Origin of the sequence: Clostridium sp. HMP27, from assembly GCF_000765165.1 — a bacterium.
Taxonomy (GTDB): Bacteria; Bacillota; Clostridia; order Clostridiales; family Clostridiaceae; genus Clostridium_AK.
Map to the genome: position 1 here is coordinate 240,743 of NZ_JMFY01000017.1, position 22,589 is coordinate 263,331.

Genomic DNA, 22,589 nt, shown 5'->3' on the forward strand with positions numbered 1-22,589 from the left:
GTCAACTTTTTGTGCAGAAGTGCATATTAATATATCAAGAGGGTCAGAAAAGCACAAAAAAATATTGAATAAAAATAATCAATACTGGCCAATAGTATGCAAAAAGGAGTAGAAATGATGAAAATTCTAGGAGTTGATTTTGGTAATTATAATACTAAAACAAGTGAAGGTATTATATTTCAAAGTAAGATTTCTAAAGATGAAGGATTGATGAATCATAGAAAGGCAACAGATGAAAATTTAATGAAAATAGATGGTAAAAGAATGCTTGTAGGGGAGGGTGAGTTTGAGACTGAAGTTAATAAACTTGATAAAGATATGTTCAAAGCATGTGTTTTAAAGGCTTTAGCATTAAGCACAGACGAGGATATATTGAAAATTATAATAGGATTGCCATCTAATCAATTTAACTCTAAAAACAAAGAAAAATTAAAAAATGATTTGCTAAGTGATAAAATATATTCCTTTGAATTAGGAGGAAAAGAAAAAACATTAATAATAGAAGATTTAGACTTCTTTCCAGAATGTGCAGGAGCATATCATGCTTTAACTAAAGAACAACGAACACAAATTCAAGGAAGAGATTTGGTTCTTGTAAACCTCGGTGGTGGAAATACAAACATAGGATATTTTAAATTAGATGGTAAAGGCAGAAAGATGGTTAAAAGCAGTACTAATATGTCTGGAGTACTTCATTTATATGCAGATGTAATAAATGCTATCAATGGGGAATTTTCATTAAATAAATCTATTGAGGATGCTGAAAGAATTTTAAGCAAAAGTGAACTGCTAGTATATGGTGAAAAGCAAGATTTAACATTTCTAAGAGAAATTATAGAGATACATTTAGATAGAATTTTTAAGGAGTTAAACTTATATCCAATAAGAGATAGTGCAGTTATGTTCACTGGAGGAGCAATAAAGTTATATAAAAAGATTTTAATGAAAAGAGTGCCTAATTGCTTATTTCAAACAAATTATTTATTAGGTAATGCTCAAGGATTTAAAAAGGCTGGTGAGTATAAATGGCAAAACGAATTCCTTTAAGCTTTAAGGAGAACGACAGAGACCTAAAATTATATGACTATGTTAATAGGCAAGATGATAAAAGTTGTTTTATAAAAAAAGCAATTGAATTTTATATTGAAAATTCAAAATCAAAACAGTTTATACAAGATGAAGCTGTAGTAAATAATTCAGCAGAGTTTGAAGCTGAAGATGATGAAGGAATAGGAGAAATAATGGGATGTTAGGAGGTTTTAGAATGTTATCAAAAGGAATGGTAGTAAAAATATATGATGGAGACTTAATTGGGTGGACCTTTGGAACTCTGGTAGAAAAGTATTCTAATAATATTAGTTCCTTTGAAAAGTGGAAAATACAAACACTTGATAATACAAACTTAGTCAGATTTGTTAAAGATATTTATAAAGATTTTAAACAAGATGGATGTGGGTATATTTTAAAGGAAGGATTTACAGTAAAAGCTAAGGTTAATTTTCAAACATGGAATATAGATGCGTTTGCAGAAAGTTGGGATAATCCTGAATACTTTAGAAATATTTTTTTAGATTCTCAAGATGAGGTTTATGAAATGGAATGGGATGGAACTGAATTTTGGGAGATAAAAAATGTTGACGATGAAAGAGAAGGTACTCTTTTTGAGATGAAAGATATTGTTTTTCAATAAAAAAAGCCATCCTTAAAAAAGGATAGACTAATCCCAAGCCACTGCTCCAGATAGCCCAGCATCTGTTTCACTGTCGTGCCCCAGAAGCTGTTCTACAGTAGCAGTGTATGCTAGAACTTTTAAAAAGTTTCCTGTTTTTGTGTCGAAACTGCATTTGTTAACAATTTATTTACAACATATGTTTTTAGCCAATTCTAAAACAACATATGTAGTTGAACATACAAAAAGTAATACCACTGCAACTCGCTCCTATCTTTTAATTTTATTTTAAGAGTATAACCATTTATCAATAATTTTATACAGGGGGAATTTATAAATGTTGTTTAAAAGACCTAATATAACTTACTCTATACCAGAATTTTGTGAGTATATGAGAATGGGAAAGGTTGAGAGAGTATTGTATGATTTCTCAAAAGAGATGGATCAACGTCAGATAGATTTATCTAAAAATGAAAAGCTGTTTAAAACAGTAGCTTATACTTTTGCATTGTTTATGACTTTAGAAAAAACAGTTCACGCAGCTCCTTCTACCGGTTTTGATGGGTTAGATAATGGAGCTTGGAAGATAGTACAGGTAATCCAGGCTTGTGTATTTTGGGTTTCATTACTATACACCTTAAAGTCATTGTTATTATTAACTGTTAAAGGAGAAGGGGAGTGGAAGAAAGTGGCCACAGGATTTTTGATTTGTGTTGGTGATTATTTAGTTCCGTGGTTGTTTGGAATGGTCCCAGGTCTTTTCAAATTTTAGGAGGTGGAATTTATGAATAAAATTGCAATAACAACAGCCTTAGTTAAATTACCAGGTTCAGAAACATTTGAAGCTATAAAAGAATTTTGTCAGGATACTAAAGAGTTCTTTGTGACAGCAGGTAAAATTTTATGGTATCTGACTCACCCAAAAAATTTAGGTATGCTTATTTGGAGTGGATGTGTTAAGTATAGTTTGCCAATTTGTTTAACAATATGCCTTTTAGCACTACTTTTATATCTTTGTGGTTGGAAAAAAATTAAGCCACTTATAGGGGGGAGCTTCCTTGGGTATTTAGTAATTCAAATGATTAATTCAGCAGTATAGAATATTATGCACAAGAATAAAAAGTAATGAACTTTAAAATTTTAAATACATGAAGGGAGGAATTTCATTGATATTAGATGTATTTAAAAAGAAATCCTCTTCTATAAAGTTAGAAGATTGGTTTGAACTAAGAAAACCTAAGTATATTACTTTACAAGTTATACCGCATAGTAGTAACCGCAACTATGATACTGAATTATTAATTCAAACAATGGCAGCTATGTATAGATTACCTTACCAACGATTGAAGAAAGAAATGAAAGAGCATAAAAATTTCAAGTTTACATTAGATCTTCCTGAAAAAGCTAGTTTTATAATAGCTATAACTAAAGATGATTGTAGGTTCTATTTAACTATTCCTAAAAGATATTCTAATCTATTTATAGAAAAATGTTCTGAAGTTTGGAAGAGGGCAACTATAAAAGAAGTTGACTCTGTTCCAAATTTTGAAGGCGAAAAATATGAGCTGCATTATAAGAAAGAAGATCCTCTAAGTTTAAAAGTAAATAAAAAAACAAATGAGCCTTTATCTAACATACTAGGTGTAAAAGATATAATGGAAAAAGGTGATGAAATAGATATCCTTTATAATTTTATACCTATAGGTCAAGGTCGTTGGAGAGGTATGTATAAAGAAACAATGAAGAGACTTTCGAGCGGTATGCCAGTTGATAAAGAGAAGTTTACACCTGCGTTTTTTATTAAGTTTTTCTTTATATCTTTAATAAAGGGAATTGATTTCACTTTTGACATTCTTAATGATGTTTTAGGAGATGGAAAACCACGACCTACTGAAGAAGTTGCTATTACTAAATTGGATGCACTTAGTAATCTTTCTAAAAACACCACAAAAAAAGAAAATGCAACTATAATAGGCACTCAAATAGTAATTAATAGTAAAAGTGCGGATAAATCTAGGCAGCATAATAATGCTATAGCAGTGGCAGAAAGTTACAAGGTAATAAACGAAGATAATAACCTCATATATAGAAAGATCCCTGAAAAATCTAAAATAAATGTACAGGATCATACAATTAGAAATGTAACAGTAAATAAGATGAGTACCTCAGAATGTAATAACTTTGTGCAAATACCAGGGCGAGAGCTATTAGATAAGCATAAAGTAAATACAAAAGTAGAAGTGTTGGAAAGTCCGATTCCAGAAGATTTAAGGAAGGGAAGCATTCCACTAGGTGAAAGCACATGTAAAGGAGAAGTTCAAGCAGGTTATCTTCCAACAGATTATAATTTTGCAAACCTGGCATTAATGTTACTATCCCCACAGGGTGGAGGTAAAACTACTTTAATCGGTAATATAGCTAGAAGTGCAAATAAAGCTAAGGAAGGAAACATCGTTCTTGATTATATAAAGAACTGTGAACTTGCAGACAGTATTAAGAAAGTAGTTAATCCTAAAGATGTAATTGAAATAGACTTATCCAAAGAAGAAAACTTTCAAGCATTAAGCTTCAATGAAATAAATTACACAGGAAAGAGTGAATTTGAGATGTTTGAGGTTGCTAATATGAAGGCTGAACAAACCCTAGCATTTATAGATGCTGCTAACGGCGATGGACTTCCTTTAACAGGTAAGATGAGAAGGTATCTTTCAGCTGCAGCTAATGTAGTATATCTTCATAATAATACATCTATTGGTGATGTTATAAAATGCCTAAATAAATATCAAAGAAGAATTGAATATGTTACTTGGGCCAGAGAAAATATTTCTCCACAAGGTTTGGAGTATCTTGAAGATATGTTAGATGCACTTGATGAACTTAATGAGATTGAAAAAGAGACAGATAAAAAGACTAAGGAAGTTATAAGATGTGAAGTCGTTGGAACAAAGGATTCAAAAATAGAGGGTATATTGGATAGAGTAAATTTAATTCAGGAAAATATCTACCTTAAATATATGCTTAACATGAAAGCTGATAATAATGTGGATTTTGTAAAAGCTATGGAAGAAGGAAAAACAATTCTTATAAAAATGCCAGAACATAAATTTAATAATACAATGGTAAAGAATGTTTTAATAACTTTCTTCACATCAAAAATAATACTAGCTACTAAATTAAGAGGAGCTCTGCATGAAAAACCATCACGATGCAACGTTTTTTATGATGAGATATATCAAGCTCCAACAGCAGAAGGTATAATTTGCAATGTATTAAGCCAGCTTAGAAAATTTGGAACAAAAATAATAATATCGGCCCATTATATGGATCAGCTATCTAATAGATTGAAAAATGAGATTAAGGCTTCAGGAGCTTCATATATGTTACTGCAAGGAGCAGATAAGAAAAATTTTGATGAGTTAAAAGAAGAATTGATGCCTTATGAGCTTGAAGATTTGTTAAAACTAAAACAATTCCACAGTTTAAATCTAATAAGATACCAAAAAGGATATGCAAAATTTATTACTAAACTTCCAAAACCAATATGGGAAGAGAAAGGAAAGGTAGCATGATTAAGTATTGTATAATGGCTCTTATGATGGGGTATTCTGGTAATAAGTTATTTGGAAAAGATAGGAGCACTAGAAATAGTATGCTAGTTGCAATAAAGGTAGGAATTGTGCTAATATTAATTAACTTATTGATTATATTAATATGAAGAAAAGCCTTTGTCGGAACTCGACAAAACTTCCGACATTCTTCCTACGGTCAGTAAGATACAATAAAATAAAAATAGATATGGTAAAATATGAAATGCACTGTAAGGCCAGTAAACTCAATGGCTGTAAGATAAAAATAAATACAAATAGATATAATTTGATATAACGTGCAGGGAACACAGAACTCGGCTTATAGACTTAGTCGCAACATGAAAAGCATCAGGTTAACCCCTGATGCTTTTGTGTTTTATAAATTTGATGATGTATTAATTATAGACTTTGTATTAATTATAATATCTATTTGGGGTCAGACAAAAATATTAATCCTTTTTCATAGCCATTAAATAATAGTCTGTTCCAAATTCAGAGTTAAATTGGTTTTCTACCTCTCTAATTCTTTTTTCTTGTTGTTCCTGCAAAGAAGCAAACACAAGATTTTTGTTAGAGTTTGTATTGTTATTATTCATATTTATCACCTCATCTTTAATTGTTTCCAGCAGATTTAATAAATATGTATTGATGAGTTAGAATTTTTGGAAGTACTAAAAATGACAAGAGTCAGGTATGTAGGGAGATTAATACAAAACTTGGCTTATAAGATTCAATGTCGACATAAAAAGCATCAAGTTAATGTGTGATAATTTTATATTTCTACTTAAGTGAACTTGGCATGTCCTCTTTTTTTAGCAAATCTCTTATTTCGGCCAATAACTGAATATCAGCTGGAGGAGCAGGCGGTTCTACTGGCTTAACATCTTCAATTTTTTCACGCCTAAATTTATTTAATGTTTTTACAACCATAAAAATAGAAAATGCAATTATTAAAAAGTCAACAATGTTTTGCATAAATTGTCCATAATTTAAAGTTATAGCAGCGTGCTTACCCTCAGCAGCCTTTAAAGTCGTCTTAAGAGATGTGAAGTTTACTCCTCCAGTTAATATACCTATAACAGGCATTACAATGTCATTTACTAGTGAAGAAACTATTTTATTAAAGGCGCCACCTATGATAACACCTACCGCTAAATCTACTACATTCCCTTTCATAGCAAATTCTTTAAATTCTTTTAGCATTCAATCACTCCTTGATAATTTTGGCTTAAGTATGATTATATTATATTTAAACTTAAAAACATAGTCAAAGCAAATTTTAATCAACATAATTTACAATATAATACCTTGCTATATAAAAATCATCTTATTATAATATATTTTAATAGGATGATTAAGGAGGGAATATGAATTTCATTGGATATAGAACACTAAAAACTGCAGTAGGTGCATTTTTAGCTATGATTATAGCAAAAGAAATAGGTCTAAAGTATTCGGTAGCTGCAGGTATAATTACTATTTTGAGTATACAAACAACTAAAAGACAGTCGTTACAGGTTGCCATTAAAAGAGTGATTGCATCCATACTTGCGTTAGGTATTTCCTTTGTAGATTTTAATATCTTAGGGTATAATGAAATAGCTTTTGGGATTTTTATATTAATTTTTATACCTTTAACAGTAAAGTTAAAAGCCGAGGACGGAATAGTTGTAAGTTCGGTACTTGTAACTCATTTACTAGTAGAAAAATCTACAGATATTTATTGGATCAGAAATGAACTAGGGCTTATGTTTATAGGAATTGGAGTAGCTTTGATATTAAATCTTTATATGCCAAGTATAGAAGTCCAAATAAAAAAGGATCAAGTTTATATTGAAAAAACTATGAAAGATATTTTTATGAAAATGGCAGAAGCAATGAGGGGAGAAGAAACTGATATAAGAAATAAACAATCCATTAGAAGTTTTGAAAAGAAATTAAATAATGCTAGATCACGTGCCTATGATAATTTGAATAATTATTTTACAAAAGATATGAGCTATTATGTAAAGTATATGGAAATGAGAATAAGGCAGTTTGAAGTTATAAAAAGAATGATAAAGAGTTTTAGAAAGTTTTTTGAAACCTATGAACAAACCATTATGATAGCAGATTTTACAGAAAAAGTAGCACGTTCAATATATGAAGAAAACACTGCAGAAAAACTCATAAAGGATTTATATAAATTAAAAAGTATATTTAGAGCAATGCCTCTTCCAACAACTCGGGAGGAATTTGAAAACAGAGCGTCATTATTTGAATTTTTAGATGATATGGAGCACTTTTTAAAGATAAAACGTAAGTTTAAAAGAAAATGGGGAGCTAGTATCTAGCTCCTATTTCAAAATCTGTTCTTTTAATCTTTGACCTGTAGGAGTATCAGCAATGCCTCCTAAGGCTGTTTCTCTGAGTTCCATAGGAAGCTGTCTCCCAACTTTATACATAGCAGCAATTGTTTCATCAAAAGGAATAACACTTTTAATGCCTGCCATAGCCATGTCTGCAGATGTTAAAGCATTTACTACACCATTTGCATTTCTTAGGGCGCAAGGAACTTCTACAAGCCCTGCAACTGGATCACATACAAGTCCCATTATATTTTGAATGCAAATCGTAGATGAGTGTAAACTCTGACTAGGAGTACCACCCATCATTTCAACTATTGCTGCAGAAGCCATAGCAGCTGCCGAGCCACATTCTGCCTGGCAGCCACCTTCGGCTCCAGATACGCTGGCATTTTTAGCTATGATTACTCCTACTGTAGAAGCTGTAAATAGGGCTTTTATCATATCATCTTCACTTTTATTTAACTTTTCACCAGCAGAAATTATAGCGGCTGGAAGGATTCCGCAGGAGCCTGCAGTAGGACATGCCACTATTTTACCCATAGCTGCATTTACCTCAGAAGAAGAAAGAGCACGGGCCATGGCTTTAGTTACAAACTCTCCTGTAAGACTTAAGCTGCCTTGAGAATATTTATAGAGTCTATGAGCATCGCCTCCAATAAGGCCACTTACAGATATTACTTCTGTATGAAGAGCTTCATTCGATGAGTTTATCATGACCTGAAAGTTTTTTCTCATTTTTTCAAATATAACATCCTGAGAAAGTCCACTTTCTTCACTTTCTGCTTCTAAGGCATACTCCCATATGCTTATGTTTTTTTCATCACATACTTTTACTAATTCTTCACCAGTATTTACAAACATTTTTTAACTCTCCCTTTATATTAAATTTTTATAATTTAAGTTTATAATAGACAATTTGTTTTATGGTTGCTAGTCTCTAGTCGCTAATCGCTATGTATATATTACTATCTACTAAGTTAATTTATTGGCTTATGTAGTATCTAGTATTAAACTAAAATTTAGAGACTAGAAATCAGAGAGTAGCGATTTTAAAATGCTTTGCATTTTTATTATATCCTAAAAATAAAAAATGGTGGAGTTAAATATAAAAATATCTTTAAATATATCATTGTAAACAAAAAAATAGAAAGTCATCTAATAGATGACTTTCATTAAAAATTATAATTTACGATATACTAGTTTATTTCAGTTCCATCTTCTACTTCTATAGGTGCATTCATCATGTTCATTAAATCTACAAAATCTATAGAGTTTGTATTATTCAATACTGGCATGTTAATATCTAGAGTTTCGTTGATTTTAGTTAGGTTTGTATTAAAGTTTACGTTTAAGTTTAATACGCCTTTTAAAGCAGATGATGGCTCTGGAGATAATGCACTAAACTTAGCTAAATCAACTTTTAAATCCATAGATCCAGTTTCATATATAGCATGGCCGTTTTCATTTAAGTAATAATCTATGGAGATACCTTTGCTGCCTAATAATTCTAATGAAGATAGTTTATTTACAAAATTACTGTATTGTAAACTTACATATGGCATATTTGATATTAAGTTATCCATTTCAACTTTGAAATCTGGCTTAGCTTCATCTTCAGGGGTAGGCATAGCATCAGTAATAGCGTTCATATATGATACTATAAACTCTTTAACAGCATCTTTTTGTATAAAGTTTAAAGCGTTATTTCCGGTATAGCTCATAAGTGAAGATAAAGTGCTATTATTTAGTGTAAGTCTATAAACTTCAGCATTTCTTCCATCAGGTGTTTTAGTTACATCTGATAGCTTTGAAATTATGTTAAGGTTAGGTTTGTAACCTAAAGTATATTCTTTGGCTAAGGCTTCTATTTGAGGAGTAAATTCTTCAACGACTTTATTTAACTTTTGAAAGTCTATAGTAGTTTCTTTAGGATCAGACATTTGTCCCATTTTATTGAAATCAAGTACTAGGTAGTCTTTATCTTTAAGAGCTGCCATATTTGGGTCAGATTCTGCTATTGGCGCTATCGTTTCCTTAGGAAGCTTATAAAGCATTTTCATATTGTTACTTGAGTAATCAAGCCACATTGAAGTTTCTTGTGCAGGCATAGCGCCCATCATTCCACCAAATTTTACTGTACTTCTTACTTCTTCTTTAACTGTAGTTTTAGTTGGAGAATTAACTTTAACATTAGAAGTAAAATCTATCTTATTGCCGATCATAGATACCATCTGATTGTAGCCTTCCTGCATTTCTGAGGATAAACCAGAAGCTGAAAAGCTTATTGCTGTATTAGAGGAAACTTCTACAGATTGCATTTGTTTTGCTTCGCCTAATTTACTCCAAAATGCTTGGCCCTCTTTTGTATTTGGAGTAGGTTGATTTAAAGTGTCTTCAATGGATTTACTTATAGAACCTATTTCTCCAAGGATATATTGAGAAGTATAAGTTGTACCACTTAAATATTGAGTTTGTGAACTAAAGTCCTTGCCATTTGAAAGAATTATTGGAGCATTTAATTTAGCAGCTAAGGCACTTCCAGCTAAAGCATCAGAGAGGTTCTCTCCAGAAGCTATTACAGCATTATTAGTATCTAAGTTAAATGCATTACATACTGCTAAATTAGTAAGATATTTAGTTTTACCTGCAATTCTTACTATATCAGTATCTGTTAAAGAAGGATTAATTGCTTGTACCTGTGAAATTATTTTAGAAGAAAGCATACTTTCTCCACCGATTATATAAACCTTGGAAGGTTTTATCTTATTAAGTTGTGATTTTATAGTATCAGAAATAGAATCTTTAGTACTCATAACAATAGGATATCCCTTTATAGCTGATATACTAGAGATACTTAATGCATCAGCAAAAGCATTCGAATTTACTATAAATACTGGAGTACCTTTTTTAACAGAAAGCTTACTTAGAATGTTACTATTTGTTTCAAATCTACTATTTCCAGCCAATCTTTCTACGTTATATCCTAGAGTTTTGATTTTATTTTCTATTTCAGTATTTACACTTGCAGTTCCTCCAAGGATATATACTTTACCTGAAGCTTTTAAATATTTTTGAATATAATCAAATGCATAGTTGTTATCTTTTTCAGTCTTTCCCATAAGAAGAATAGGTGAATTTAGATTTTTAGCAAGTATACTTCCATTTAATGCATCAGCAAATCCTTCACCACTTGCTATTACTACATTGTCTAAGGAATTTGCAGCATTATTAAAGTTTTCAGCAATAGCATAAGCAGTGGCATAGCGGTTTTCTCCACCAAGTCTATTTTCTACTTTAGCACTAGCAGGGCTTGTACAAGTAACACTAAGCATTACTGCTAGAGTAGCTGATGCCACTAAAGCCTTAATTTTTTTCATAATATAATCTCTCCTTTATGTTTATAAAAAATTACTTCCTACTAATTTTTGAATTAATAGGAAGTTTATCCCTATAATAGATTATACATCTATTACTAGTAAATATAAAGAATAATTTAAATTAACTGATTGTAATTTTTAAGGTTTTAATTCGCTTATCTTCTGCTTTTTCAATTTTAAATGTTATATTTTCGTATTCTACTATTTCATTATCGTTAGGCATAGCTCCTAACAAATTTACCACAAATCCTCCTATGGTATCTGCATTATCTGTAGGTAAATTTAAATGAAATGCTTCATTTATTTCATCTATAGATAAAAGTCCATCTATCATATATGTATTTGGATCAATTTTAGTAATACTCATATGCATTTCATCGTATTCATCGAATATATTTCCCACTATTTCTTCTAATAAATCTTCCATAGTAACAATACCTGAAAATCCACCGTATTCATCTATAAGTATTGTCATATAGGTTTTGTCCTTTTGCATTTCTTTAAAAAGTACGTCTATAGGTTTAGTTTCAGGTACAAAATAGGCAGGTCTTAAAAGTTTTGTTAAATCTTCAGCTAGGAATTTATTATGTCTTAGTCCAAAGAATAAGTCCTTAACGTAGAGTATGCCTATTATATTATCTACATCTTCTTCATATACTGGAACTCTTGAGTATTTTTCTTCCAATATCTTATCTAAAACATCTTCAGTAGGTGCAGTTAGGTCTACGGCAAATACATTAGTTCTTGGAGTCATAATTTCCTTTGCTAAAGTATCGTCAAAATCAAATATGCCATTTATCATTTCTTTTTCAGTTTCATTTATAACACCAGTTTCTTGACCGACCTCTATCATCATTTTTATTTCTTCAACGGAAACATCTTCCTCGATATTATCGCTATTTATTCCAAATAATCGTCCTAGTACGCTAGTAGAAAAAGTGAGTATTTTAACAAAAGGAAGCGCTGCTTTCGAAAAATAAACTATAGGTTTTATCACAGATAAAGCAATATTTTCCGAATTTTGAAGAGCTATTCTCTTTGGTAAAAGTTCTCCAAATACTAGTGTTATATATGAAAGAAGTATTGTTACAATTATTAAGGCAATATTAGAGCTTCCAGGAATATTTAAATTGTTAAGAATCTTAGTTAAAGGTGCAGAAAGCTTTGTGGCAGCAGAAGCACTGGCCAAAAATCCTGCTACAGTTATACCAACTTGAATAGTTGCTAGAAATTTACTAGGCTCATTAGTTAACTTTAAAAGAAGCTTTGCCTTAGAATTATCTTCATCTTCCGCCATACGAGTAATTTTATTTTTATTTATAGACACTATTGCCATTTCAGAAGCGGCAAAAAATGCATTTATAAGTACAAGTACTAAAATAAACAACAAATCAGGTAAAATACTGGGGGAATCATTCATTAAATATAACAGTCCTTTCCAATTAAATAGTATATATATTAAATCATATATTTGGTAAAATTACAATATTTACAACCTATAGAATACATGGTGTATTTATTGTAAAATTAGTATGTGGAATTAATATAAAGAAAAAACAAAAAATATAAAAAAATTTGATTTATAATTATATATTTTTAATTATCAGGAGGAATAATAAATGGCTCATATGAATTTTTCTACGGCTAACTGTAAAAATTGTTATAAATGTTTAAGGACATGTCCTGTTAAAGCTATAAGATTTAAAAATGAACAAGCTGAAATAGTGGAAAAAAGATGCATTGGATGTTCTCATTGTCTTGTTATATGCCCACAAAATGCAAGATATATAGAAAGTGATCTGGATAAAGTTAAAAGTGCAATAAGCTCAAAAAAAAGAATTATAGCATCGCTTGCTCCATCCTTTGCAGGGTATATTGAAGGGGACTATAAAAAGTTCATAGGAGCATTAAAAAAGCTGGGAATTGAAGTTGCTACGGAAACCTCTCTAGGGGCGGAAATAGTAACACAGGAATACAAAAAATATATTAAGGAAAATAAAAAGGAAATATATATATCTACCTGTTGTCCATCAGCGAATTACTTAGTGCAAAAATATTATCCAACATTAATACCTTATATAATACCTGTGGTAACTCCTATGACAGCCTCTGGAAAGATATTAAAGGATGTTTATGGGCAGGATAGCTTTGTGGTGTTTATAGGCCCTTGTACTGCAAAAAAGATGGAAGCAGATAAAGATGAAAATGAAAATGTAGATGGAGTTCTAACTTATGAAGAAGTCTTGAATTGGATGAATGAGGAAAAAATAAACTTAGAAGATATAGATAGTCAAGAGTTTTATAATGTTTCTTCAAATGACTCTAGATATTACCCTATCACGGGTGGTATTTTAAATGCTATTGGAGAAATAGATAATACCCGTGGGTTTCAGAAAATATCTGTTTCAGGGTTAGAAGAGTGTATGGAGGTTTTTAATTCTTTGTCTAAAGGAGAAATAACAAATGTGCTTTTAGAAGTTAGCGCTTGCTCGGGAAGTTGTATTGGAGGGCCAAGTAGTATAAAAGGTAACAATGGATATTTTAAAAGACTATCAAGAGTTAAAAGTTATATTAATAGCAAAGAGGAGCCTACCAAAAGTGGTGATTATGTAGTTAAAGATGACATTGATTTTTACTGTGCATTCAAAGATGAATCCCTAGGGAAAAATAATCCACATGAAGAATATTTAAAGGCAATAATGAAAAGTATGGGTAAGTTTAGTCCAGATGATGAATTAAATTGCGGAGTATGTGGATATGATACTTGCAAAGATAAAGCAATTGCTATATATGAAAATATGTCAGAACCTACTATGTGCCTTCATTATATGCGAAACAAGGCTGAAAAAATTACTAATATGATATTTAAAAACTCAAATGCAATAATGATATTACTAGATGGTGAGCTAAATATAAAGGAAATAAATCCAGCAGGAGAGCAGCTTTTCCTTGTAAAAAATGAAAATATAAAGGATAAGCCAATATCTGCGCTTATGCAAGATGAAGATTTTATGTATGTAAAAGATACAATGGATAGCATAAAAGCTAAGAGAGTTGTACTTTTGAAATATAATGCAGTGCTTATAGAGAGTATAGTGTATTTAGAAAAGGAAGATTTGATACTTGCAATAATGGTAAATGTTATGGAGGAAGAGAAGAAAAGACAGGCTCTAGTTAAAGTTAAGGAGAATACATTGAATGCAGCTCAAGAAGTCATAGAAAAACAAATGAGGGTAGCTCAGGAAATAGCAAGTCTTTTAGGAGAAACCACTGCAGAAACAAAGCTTATACTTACAAAGCTTAAAAAGGTTGTAGAGGGGGAAGAAGGTGAAATTAGATGAGTCTTTTTTTCGATGTTGCATTTCAAAGCCTTGTTAAATATAATGAAGAACTTTGTGGAGATATAGTACAGGTTGTAAGACTTAAGGACAGACTTATAGTAGTTATGGCAGATGGTTTAGGAAGCGGAGTCAAAGCTAACATTTTAGCAACGCTTACAGCAAAGATAACATCTACAATGTTAAAAGGGGGAGCTGATATATACGAAACTATGGATACCGTAGTAAATACACTACCGATTTGTAAAGAAAGAAACATAGCATATGCTACGTTTACTTTAGTGCAGATATACGAAGACGGAGAAACATATTTAGTTGAGTATGAAAACCCATCATTTATACTTGTAAGATCAGGAAGCCGCATGGATATGCCTAAAAAAGAAATTGTTATAAATGAAAAAAAAATCGTGGAAAGTAGATTTTATATTAAAGAAGGAGATGCTCTTGTAATATTAAGTGATGGAGTCGTAAATGCAGGACCAGGAAATACAATGAATATGAATTGGAGCATAGATAATATAAGAGATTACCTAGAAAGAAGCATATCAGATCAAATTGATGCAAAAAGCACAACAGAAGATTTAATAGATATAACCTATAGTTTATATGGCGGAAGATGCTATGATGATGCCACAGTAGTTACTATTAAAGCGGTAATGCCTAAATATGTAGATTTATTTACGGGACCTCCATTAAATAAAGAAGTAGATTCAAAGCTTATAAAAGAATTTATGAAATCTCGAGGTAAAAAAATAATATGTGGAGGAACTGCTGGAAATATTGCAGCAAGGGAACTTAAAAGAAAAATTAAGATAAGTACAGAAAAAATATATAATGGGGTACCACCAACAGGGAGAATGGAAGGAATAGATCTAATAACTGAAGGAGTAGTTACATTAAATAGAGCCATAGAAAATATTAAAAAATATAAAGATAATTTTGATAATGGAAATAAAGGAATGAAGATAATTGGAGAAGATGGGGCTTCAAAACTTACAAGAATACTTATAAATGAATGTACGCATTTAACTTTATGGATAGGAAAAGCTACAAATCCTGCCCATAAAAAGGACGACTTCCCAAAGGAGCTAAGTATAAAATTAAAACTGATAAAGGAACTTAGAGATATAATGGTGGAACTCGGGAAAAAAGTAGAAGTGAGAGAAATATAATAGGTACTAGGGGGTTACACCCTAGTACCTTAATGTTTAATGCACACTATTTTCTTTTAATATAAGTTGTATGAAGAAGCTCATGAGCTTTTTCTCCATAAGGTTTTCCTAAGAAGTCCTTATATAGCTCCTGAATAAATGGATTTTCATGAGACTTTCTTAAAGTTTTATTTCTATCTTCTGTATAAAGAGCAACTCGTCTCTTTTTAATAATATCTGTATTACCTCTAATGTATGGCTGACCACCACCATCGATACATCCGCCAGGACAAGCCATTATTTCTATCATGTGATAGTGCTCTTTTCCTTCCCTTATTTTTTCAAGAAGTTCACGTGCATTTCCAAGACCGCTTGCCATAGCAACTTTTACTTCAGTATCTTTAATAGAGATAGTAGCTTCACGTATTCCTTCAGCACCACGTACATTAGCAAATTCAACGTCAGCTAATTCTTCTCCTGTAATCCATTCATAAGCAGTTCTAAGAGCTGCCTCCATAACTCCACCTGTAGTTCCAAATATTACTCCAGCACCTGTGGATTCTCCTAATGGACTATCGAAGTTTTCTTCATCTAAAGAGTTAAAGTCTATTCCAGCTTCTTTAATCATCTTAGCAAGTTCACGAGTACTTATAACTAAGTCTACATCTGGAATTCCGTTAGTACCCATTTCAGGTCTTGCAGCTTCATATTTTTTAGCAAGGCAAGGCATAACTGAAACTACTACTAGGTTTTTAGGATCAATTCCCATCTTTTGAGCAAAGTATGTTTTAGCTATAGCACCAAACATCTGCTGAGGTGATTTACAGCTCGATGGTATATCTAAAAGATCATGAAATTGATGCTCAAAGAAATTAATCCATCCAGGGCAACAACTAGTAAGCATAGGAAGAGTTCCACCATGCTCAAGTCTGTGAATTAACTCAGAAGCTTCTTCCATTATAGTTAAGTCAGCGGCAAAATCTGTATCAAATACTTGGTCAAATCCAAGAGATCTTAAAGCTGCAACCATCTTACCAGTAACTGCTGTGCCAGGTTCTAGTCCAAATTCTTCACCAAGTGCAGCACGTACTGCTGGAGCTGTTTGAACTATAACTGTCTTCTTTTCATTATTTAATACATTCCAAACCTTAGAAGTATTATTTGCTTCTGTAAGAGCGCCAGTTGGACATACTGCTACGCATTGACCACAAAATGTACAGTTAGTTTCTAACATAGGAGCTGAAAAGGCTGGAGCTATTATTGTTTCGAAACCTCTATCTATAGCGGATAAAACCCCAACAGTTTGAACCTTGTTACACATAGTTACACATCTTCTGCAAAGTATGCATTTATCTAAATCACGAACTATTGAGTAGCTAGAATTATCTACTGGATATTTAGATTTTTCTCCTTTGTATTTAATTTCACGTATTCCCATTTCGGCTGCAAGCTTTTGAAGTTCACAGTCCGTATTTTTTTCACAAAGAAGACAATCTTGCGGATGATCTGATAGTAGAAGTTCTACCATAGTTCTTCTTGCTTTTATAGCTTTTATGGAGTTGGTTTTAACTACCATACCAGGAGTTATAGGAGTACAGCAAGCAGGAGCTAGATTTCTTCTTCCCTCTACTTCAACTACACATACACGACAAGAACCAGGATGATTTTCAGTCTTATTATCGTGAAGATGAAAATGACATAAAGTAGGTATATTTATGTTAAGTTCCTTAGCGGCATTTAATATAGTAGTTCCTTCTTGAACCTGAAAATCCTTATTGTTTATAGTAATATTAACTAAACTCAAACTTCACACCTCTTTTCGTTAAGTCTACTTTCTTATTATTGCACCCACAGGGCAGGCGCTAAAGCAGCTTCCACATTTTATACATTTATCTTGCATAATTTTATGCTTGTCCTTTACTTTTCCTTCAATGCATGAAGTAGGACATACTCTTGCACATTTTGTGCAACCTATACATTTATCTGTAACTTCATAGCGAAGTAAGTTCTTACAAACTCCTGCAGGGCATCTTTTTTCTTTTACATGAGCTTCATATTCATCATAGAAATATTTCATTGTACTAAGTATTGGATTAGGAGCAGTTTGTCCAAGACCGCAAAGGGAAGTATCTTTTATGGTTTGGGCAAGTTCCTTAAGATCAACTAAGTCCTCTTCAGTACCTTTTCCTTCAGTAATTTTTGTAAGCATTTCTAAAAGTCTTTTGTTTCCTATTCTACAAGGAGTACATTTCCCACAGGATTCATCTACAGTAAACTCAAGATAAAATTTAGCTATATCAACCATACAATTATCTTCATCCATTACAATCATTCCACCAGAACCCATCATGGAACCTATATTAGATAAGGATTCATAATCGATTTTAGTATCTAAATGGTCAACAGGGATACATCCACCAGAAGGACCACCAGTTTGGACGGATTTAAATTTACGACCATTTTTTATACCGCCGCCGATATCGTATATTATTTCTCTTAAGGTAGTTCCCATAGGCACTTCCACAAGACCTACATTATTTATTTTTCCAGCTAGAGCAAAGACCTTTGTTCCTTTAGAGGTTTCTGTACCAATGGAACTAAACCAGCCAGGACCTTCGTTGATAATTGCAGGAACTAAGGCTAAAGTTTCTACGTTGTTTACACAGGTAGGCTTGTCCCATAATCCGCTTTCAGCAGGGAATGGAGGCTTGTTTGTAGGTTCTCCTCTTTTTCCTTCTATGGAGTGAATTAAAGCCGTTTCTTCACCACATACAAAGGCACCAGCGCCGTATTTAATATTTATATTAAAGCTAAAATCTGTACCTAAAATATTTTCGCCTAGAAGTCCATACTCATGAGCTTTCTTTATAGCGATTTCTAATCTGTAAACTGCAAGAGGATATTCAGCTCTAATGTATATATTTCCTTCATTAGCGCCTATGGCATAACCTGCTATTGCCATTGCTTCTAATACACTGTGGGGGTCTCCTTCAAGTATGGAACGATCCATAAATGCACCTGGATCACCTTCATCTGCATTACAGATTATATATTTTTTAGAACTTTCATATTTTTTTGCAAATCCCCATTTTGTTCCTGTAGGGAATCCGCCGCCTCCACGTCCACGAAGCCCTGAATCACTAATAATTTTTATAACATCATCAGGAGTCATTTCGGTAAGAACTTTTCCTAATGCTAAATAAGCTTTTTCTCCGATAGCTTCTTCAATATCTTCAGGATTTATAAGTCCGCAATTTCTTAGTGCAATTCTCTTTTGCTTTTTATAAAATGACATTTCATCTTGTCTTTTAACTCTTTTTTGAAGAGTAGGTTCTATAAATAAAAGTCTTTCAATAATTTTCCCTTGCAGTAGATGACTGTCTACAATTTCTTTTGCGTCTTCAGGTTTAACATGAACATAAAAGGCGTTGTCAGGATTTATATTAATGATAGGACCTTGTTCACAAAATCCGAAACAACCTGTTAAGCTTACCTGTACTTCATTTTCAAGGCCTGCAGTTTTGATTTCATGCTTTAAATTTTCAACTATTTGATAGCTATCTGCAGATTTACAGCCTGTACCGGCACAAACAGATATTGAACGTTTACATTTTTTATTCTCTGCAGCTAATTCAGCCTCATGAGAAACTTGCTTTATTGCTACTAAATTTTTGCAATCTTCATGATATTTTTTTAATTCTTCAAAAGATTTTATTTTATTCAAGGTATAATTCCTCCTATTCGCCATACTCTTCTAACAATTTAGAAACTCTATCTTTGGTAAAATGACCATATACTTTATCATTTACAGTAACAACAGGTGCAAGGCCACAAGCACCAACACAACGCAATACATCTAAAGTGAATTTTCCATCTTTGGTAGTTTCTCCAACCTTTATATCTAATTTCTGCTGTAATTCGCTTACTACATCTCCAGCACCTCTTACGAAACATGCAGTACCCATACATACGCTTATAACATATTCACCCTTAGGTTCTGTATTGAAGTAAGAATAAAAAGTTACTACACCATATACACTAGAAACAGGCATATTTAATTTATCTGCTACAAATTTTTGAACTTGTTCAGGTAAGTAACCGAATAACTGCTGGGCTTTATGAAGTACACTTATTAATGCTCCTTCTTTGTCCTTTAAGGAATCTATATACTCGCTTAATTCTTGAAATTTAGCTTCTGCTAGTTCGTTTTTACAACTCAATCTTAAGTGCCCCCTTTGTAAATAATTTGATACTTTTTATAATTCAATTATATCAGAATCTTGTTTAAATATTAACAATTTTTATTTTTAGATTTATTTTAAATATACTAAAAAATATTCAAAAATTCAATAATGATAAAGTAAATTATGCAATGTAAATATTGGGATTTGCATGAGAAAGAGTTGATAACAAGGTAAATCCAAGTGATATAGAGGCTATGTCAATAAGTGGAAGTAAATTTATATATTTTTATTATTTTCAGAATAATCTAACACAAACAAATTGCTATATTGTTAAAATCAAAAATTTCCCTAATAAGTTTGATAATTTTAAGATAATCTATACAGTTGATATATTGTACCGATACATTTGAAAAGAAAATATGTATAACCTATAATTATATATAATTTAATGAATTTGCTTTGGAGGAGAGGAGAAAAGTATGGAAACACATGTTAAAACCCGTTCAATGGTAGAAATGGCACTTATGACTGGCATTATATGCTTAGTGACCATGACAATGAAAATACCAACAGTTATAGGTTATACTCATCTAGGGGATGGATTTGTATTTGTGGCTGCTGTGATGTTTGGAAAAAGAAAAGGTGCACTAGCAGCAGCACTTGGAATGACTCTTGCAGATATTTTAGGTGGATATGCCATATGGGCACCATTTACATTTGTTATAAAGGCAGTTATGGCATATATAGCAGCAACTATAGCATACAGAAATAATTATAATGGAGATAATGTAAAAAACAATACTTTTGCTTTTGCAGTGGCAGGAACATGGATGGTTTTAGCATATTATTTAGCTAATGCTGTGATTGTACGTTTTGTATATGTGGAGTCAGCAAGTTTCTATGAAAGCTTAGTTTTAGCTTTAGCAGATATTCCAGCAAATACAATGCAAATAATTGTAGGGATTGTTATAGCACTTCTTTTAATAAAAGGTGTTAAGGGAAAAGGTGTTTTTAATCGCTAATAACTATATTTCATAGTTAATATTTAATTTTTATATGAATAAGAATTTCTTTGTTAATTAATTATAGTTTAGTAAAATAAAGCGATAAATGAAGAGAATAATAATAATATACAATTTAAAATGTTTACATGAATTAAAATTACTATTGATAAATTATATTTATTATCTTATAATGAAATAAATTTAATAATTGTCTCGGATGAAGGTAATAGGAGAGAGGCTTTTGTAGCCCACCGAAGATGTTAATCTTTCAGGTACCATTATTTATGGGGAGGACTGTTACTGGACGAAACTCTGGAGAGACTCTATTTAGAGCACCGAAGGAGAAAGTTGGGATATTGTTATTCCAATGAAACTCTCAGGTAAAAGGACAGAGAATAGAACAGTATATCCAGAGGTCTGTTTTTTTGCAGTACCTCTATTTTATTGTCACAAATCTATTCTTTTGCTGTCCTCAAAAATAATTTTATTGGAGGATGGATCATGGAAAATCTAATTCAAATCTTTAACAAAATCGACTCAATAGTATGGGGAGCACCTTTACTAATTCTTCTCGTAGGAACAGGAGTTTATTTTACACTCAGACTTAAATGTCTACAAATCATAAAACTACCATTAGCACTTAAATATTTATTTTCTAAAGAAGATGAAGATAGTTTAGGTAAGGGAGATGTTACAAGCTTTCAAGCACTGTGTACAGCACTTGCTGCAACTATTGGTACAGGTAATATTGTAGGAGTAGCTACTGCAATTAAGGCCGGAGGTCCAGGAGCATTATTTTGGATGTGGATGGCAGCTTTCTTTGGGATGGCTACAAAATACGCAGAGGGATTGCTTGCTGTAAAGTATAGGGTAATAGATAAGAATGGACAAATGTCTGGTGGTCCTATGTATTATATAGAAAGAGGACTTAAAAACAAATGGATGGCTAAGTTATTTGCTATATTTGGAATAGGAGTAGCTTACTTTGGTATAGGAACTTTTGCACAAATAAATGCAATAACAGAATCCTTAAAGGATTCATACAATGTACCAACTATAACAACAGGTTTTATAATAACTTGTTTAGTTGCCTTAGTAACTTTAGGTGGTATTAAAAGCATTGCAAAGGTCTCAGAAAAGGTAGTCCCTTTTATGGCTATAATGTATATAGTGGCAACACTTATAATACTTGTTGTAAACATTAAATTAGTACCAGCAGCGTTGGCATTAGTTATAAAAAGTGCATTTACTCCTAGTGCAGCAGTGGGAGGATTCTTAGGAGCTACAGTTAAACAGGCCATTCAAAATGGAGTAGCAAGAGGGGTGTTTTCTAATGAATCAGGACTTGGAAGTGCACCTATTGCAGCAGCAGCAGCAAAGACAAAATCCTGCGTAAGACAAGGGCTTATATCTATGACAGGAACATTTATAGATACTATAATAGTATGTACAATGACAGGTTTAACTTTAATTTTAACAGGAGCATGGAAAGCAAATTTAGCTGGAGCTGCTATGACAAATGCAGCATTTACACAAGGAATGCCTATAGAAGTTTTAGGGAAATTTATAATAACTGTAGGACTTATGTTCTTTGCATTCACAACTATATTAGGATGGAATTATTATGGTGAAAGATGTGCAGAGTATTTATTTGGAGTAAAGGGAATAAAGCCTTATAGATATATATTTATAGCAATTGTAGCAATTGGTGGATTGTCTATATTAAAGTTAGACTTGATATGGATAATTGCAGACATAGTTAATGGACTTATGGCTATACCTAATTTAATAGCATTAGTGGGATTAAGTCCTGTGGTAATTCATGAAACAAAACTTTATTTTGAAAAATTGAAAAGTGAAGAAAGTCCGGAGGATGAAGAGATAATAATGTCTAAGGCATTATAATGTATAAAAGCTTCCAATGTAGTTAA

The 22,589-nt window shown here is 31.9% G+C and carries 20 protein-coding genes and 2 riboswitches; of the genes, 12 read left to right on the plus strand and 8 right to left on the minus strand.

The genetic code is table 11. The features are described 5' to 3' along the window. Positions 1–114: 114 nt before the first annotated feature. The 7 genes from DP68_RS09030 to DP68_RS19565 all read left to right on the plus strand — a co-directional run bounded on the left by DP68_RS09030 (position 115) and on the right by DP68_RS19565 (position 5,384). The gene (locus DP68_RS09030; RefSeq protein WP_291548108.1) at positions 115–1,047 is read left to right on the plus strand and encodes a ParM/StbA family protein; all 933 of its coding nucleotides are present in this window, start codon (positions 115–117) and stop codon (positions 1,045–1,047) included. After that, positions 1,026–1,253, plus strand: a complete 228-nt coding sequence (locus tag DP68_RS09035) for a hypothetical protein (protein WP_035308596.1) — start codon at positions 1,026–1,028, stop codon at positions 1,251–1,253. Before DP68_RS09030 ends, DP68_RS09035 begins: the two co-directional genes overlap by 22 nt. An 11-nt stretch (positions 1,254–1,264) precedes the next feature. Next, positions 1,265–1,690 carry a hypothetical protein gene (locus tag DP68_RS09040; RefSeq protein WP_291548109.1) on the plus strand — a complete coding sequence of 142 codons (426 nt, stop codon included), beginning with the start codon at positions 1,265–1,267 and terminating at the stop codon, positions 1,688–1,690. Between the two features lie 316 nt (positions 1,691–2,006). Further along, positions 2,007–2,441: a hypothetical protein gene (locus DP68_RS09045; RefSeq protein ID WP_035308600.1), complete on the plus strand. Its 435-nt coding sequence runs from the start codon at positions 2,007–2,009 to the stop codon at positions 2,439–2,441. A 12-nt stretch (positions 2,442–2,453) separates the two neighbouring features. Continuing rightward, the gene (locus DP68_RS09050) at positions 2,454–2,768 is read left to right on the plus strand and encodes a hypothetical protein (protein WP_035308601.1); all 315 of its coding nucleotides are present in this window, start codon (positions 2,454–2,456) and stop codon (positions 2,766–2,768) included. Between the two features lie 67 nt (positions 2,769–2,835). Continuing rightward, a complete protein-coding gene (locus DP68_RS09055; protein ID WP_291548111.1) occupies positions 2,836–5,238 on the plus strand; it encodes a hypothetical protein in 2,403 nt (800 codons plus the stop codon). After that, positions 5,235–5,384 carry a hypothetical protein gene (locus DP68_RS19565; RefSeq protein WP_291548113.1) on the plus strand — a complete coding sequence of 50 codons (150 nt, stop codon included), beginning with the start codon at positions 5,235–5,237 and terminating at the stop codon, positions 5,382–5,384. Before DP68_RS09055 ends, DP68_RS19565 begins: the two co-directional genes overlap by 4 nt. A gap of 321 nt (positions 5,385–5,705) precedes the next feature. Here the strand turns inward: DP68_RS19565 and DP68_RS09060 are convergent, their stop codons facing one another. Together DP68_RS09060 and mscL are read right to left on the minus strand one after the other, a co-directional pair. Beyond that, complete coding sequence (locus tag DP68_RS09060; RefSeq protein ID WP_035308604.1) at positions 5,706–5,852, minus strand: hypothetical protein; 147 nt, start codon at positions 5,850–5,852, stop codon at positions 5,706–5,708. A gap of 184 nt (positions 5,853–6,036) precedes the next feature. Next, positions 6,037–6,459, minus strand: coding sequence for a large-conductance mechanosensitive channel protein MscL (gene mscL, locus DP68_RS09065; protein ID WP_035308605.1), 423 nt, complete (start codon positions 6,457–6,459; stop codon positions 6,037–6,039). A 164-nt stretch (positions 6,460–6,623) separates the two neighbouring features. On the opposite strand from mscL, the gene DP68_RS09070 reads away from it, so the two are divergent. Then, positions 6,624–7,589: an aromatic acid exporter family protein gene (locus tag DP68_RS09070; RefSeq protein WP_035308607.1), complete on the plus strand. Its 966-nt coding sequence runs from the start codon at positions 6,624–6,626 to the stop codon at positions 7,587–7,589. Positions 7,590–7,592: 3 nt separating this feature from the next. Here DP68_RS09070 and sdaAA read toward each other — a convergent pair whose 3' ends face one another. The 3 genes from sdaAA to DP68_RS09085 all read right to left on the minus strand — a co-directional run bounded on the left by sdaAA (position 7,593) and on the right by DP68_RS09085 (position 12,401). Then, complete coding sequence (gene sdaAA / locus DP68_RS09075) at positions 7,593–8,465, minus strand: L-serine ammonia-lyase, iron-sulfur-dependent, subunit alpha (RefSeq protein ID WP_035308609.1); 873 nt, start codon at positions 8,463–8,465, stop codon at positions 7,593–7,595. Positions 8,466–8,800: 335 nt separating this feature from the next. Next, entirely contained in the window at positions 8,801–10,981 is a 2,181-nt protein-coding gene (locus tag DP68_RS18920) for a cell wall-binding repeat-containing protein (protein ID WP_052085727.1), read from the minus strand. A gap of 121 nt (positions 10,982–11,102) precedes the next feature. Then, the gene (locus DP68_RS09085; RefSeq protein ID WP_035308611.1) at positions 11,103–12,401 is read right to left on the minus strand and encodes a hemolysin family protein; all 1,299 of its coding nucleotides are present in this window, start codon (positions 12,399–12,401) and stop codon (positions 11,103–11,105) included. Positions 12,402–12,600: 199 nt separating this feature from the next. Here DP68_RS09085 and DP68_RS09090 point away from each other — a divergent pair, with 199 nt between their 5' ends. After that, positions 12,601–14,322: a [Fe-Fe] hydrogenase large subunit C-terminal domain-containing protein gene (locus tag DP68_RS09090; protein WP_035308613.1), complete on the plus strand. Its 1,722-nt coding sequence runs from the start codon at positions 12,601–12,603 to the stop codon at positions 14,320–14,322. After that, the gene (locus DP68_RS09095; protein WP_035308615.1) at positions 14,319–15,491 is read left to right on the plus strand and encodes a SpoIIE family protein phosphatase; all 1,173 of its coding nucleotides are present in this window, start codon (positions 14,319–14,321) and stop codon (positions 15,489–15,491) included. Before DP68_RS09090 ends, DP68_RS09095 begins: the two co-directional genes overlap by 4 nt. A 46-nt stretch (positions 15,492–15,537) precedes the next feature. Here the strand turns inward: DP68_RS09095 and DP68_RS09100 are convergent, their stop codons facing one another. Genes DP68_RS09100 through nuoE form a run of 3 tightly spaced genes read right to left on the minus strand, consistent with a single transcriptional unit; the run spans position 15,538 to position 19,690 of the window. Further along, on the minus strand, positions 15,538–17,274 hold the full coding sequence (locus DP68_RS09100) for an NADH-dependent [FeFe] hydrogenase, group A6 (protein WP_035308617.1): 1,737 nt from the start codon (positions 17,272–17,274) through the stop codon (positions 15,538–15,540). A 24-nt stretch (positions 17,275–17,298) separates the two neighbouring features. After that, complete coding sequence (locus DP68_RS09105) at positions 17,299–19,194, minus strand: NADH-quinone oxidoreductase subunit NuoF (protein WP_035308620.1); 1,896 nt, start codon at positions 19,192–19,194, stop codon at positions 17,299–17,301. A gap of 13 nt (positions 19,195–19,207) precedes the next feature. After that, positions 19,208–19,690 (minus strand): NADH-quinone oxidoreductase subunit NuoE, encoded by a 483-nt coding sequence (gene nuoE / locus DP68_RS09110; RefSeq protein WP_035308627.1) that lies wholly within the window; start codon positions 19,688–19,690, stop codon positions 19,208–19,210. Positions 19,691–20,133: 443 nt separating this feature from the next. On the opposite strand from nuoE, the gene DP68_RS09115 reads away from it, so the two are divergent. Then, positions 20,134–20,676 carry an ECF transporter S component gene (locus DP68_RS09115; RefSeq protein ID WP_035308628.1) on the plus strand — a complete coding sequence of 181 codons (543 nt, stop codon included), beginning with the start codon at positions 20,134–20,136 and terminating at the stop codon, positions 20,674–20,676. A gap of 199 nt (positions 20,677–20,875) precedes the next feature. Then, positions 20,876–20,946: riboswitch (glycine riboswitch) on the plus strand. A 14-nt stretch (positions 20,947–20,960) separates the two neighbouring features. After that, positions 20,961–21,060, plus strand: a riboswitch (glycine riboswitch). Positions 21,061–21,159: 99 nt separating this feature from the next. Next, positions 21,160–22,563: a sodium:alanine symporter family protein gene (locus tag DP68_RS09120; RefSeq protein ID WP_035308629.1), complete on the plus strand. Its 1,404-nt coding sequence runs from the start codon at positions 21,160–21,162 to the stop codon at positions 22,561–22,563. The last annotated feature ends 26 nt before the right edge of the window (positions 22,564–22,589 follow it).

Bases quoted from the DNA above. Each gene is read 5' to 3' on its own strand.
- DP68_RS09040 (WP_291548109.1), top strand. From the start codon at position 1,265: ATGTTATCAAAAGGAATGGTAGTAAAAATATATGATGGAGACTTAATT.
- DP68_RS19565 (WP_291548113.1), top strand. From the start codon at position 5,235: ATGATTAAGTATTGTATAATGGCTCTTATGATGGGGTATTCTGGTAAT.
- DP68_RS09035 (WP_035308596.1), top strand. From the start codon at position 1,026: ATGGCAAAACGAATTCCTTTAAGCTTTAAGGAGAACGACAGAGACCTA.
- DP68_RS09060 (WP_035308604.1), bottom strand. From the start codon at position 5,852: ATGAATAATAACAATACAAACTCTAACAAAAATCTTGTGTTTGCTTCT.
- DP68_RS09030 (WP_291548108.1), top strand. From the start codon at position 115: ATGATGAAAATTCTAGGAGTTGATTTTGGTAATTATAATACTAAAACA.
- DP68_RS09085 (WP_035308611.1), bottom strand. From the start codon at position 12,401: ATGAATGATTCCCCCAGTATTTTACCTGATTTGTTGTTTATTTTAGTA.
- DP68_RS09070 (WP_035308607.1), top strand. From the start codon at position 6,624: ATGAATTTCATTGGATATAGAACACTAAAAACTGCAGTAGGTGCATTT.
- DP68_RS09090 (WP_035308613.1), top strand. From the start codon at position 12,601: ATGGCTCATATGAATTTTTCTACGGCTAACTGTAAAAATTGTTATAAA.
- DP68_RS18920 (WP_052085727.1), bottom strand. From the start codon at position 10,981: ATGAAAAAAATTAAGGCTTTAGTGGCATCAGCTACTCTAGCAGTAATG.
- DP68_RS09050 (WP_035308601.1), top strand. From the start codon at position 2,454: ATGAATAAAATTGCAATAACAACAGCCTTAGTTAAATTACCAGGTTCA.
- DP68_RS09115 (WP_035308628.1), top strand. From the start codon at position 20,134: ATGGAAACACATGTTAAAACCCGTTCAATGGTAGAAATGGCACTTATG.
- sdaAA (WP_035308609.1), bottom strand. From the start codon at position 8,465: ATGTTTGTAAATACTGGTGAAGAATTAGTAAAAGTATGTGATGAAAAA.
- DP68_RS09120 (WP_035308629.1), top strand. From the start codon at position 21,160: ATGGAAAATCTAATTCAAATCTTTAACAAAATCGACTCAATAGTATGG.
- DP68_RS09095 (WP_035308615.1), top strand. From the start codon at position 14,319: ATGAGTCTTTTTTTCGATGTTGCATTTCAAAGCCTTGTTAAATATAAT.
- mscL (WP_035308605.1), bottom strand. From the start codon at position 6,459: ATGCTAAAAGAATTTAAAGAATTTGCTATGAAAGGGAATGTAGTAGAT.
- DP68_RS09045 (WP_035308600.1), top strand. From the start codon at position 2,007: ATGTTGTTTAAAAGACCTAATATAACTTACTCTATACCAGAATTTTGT.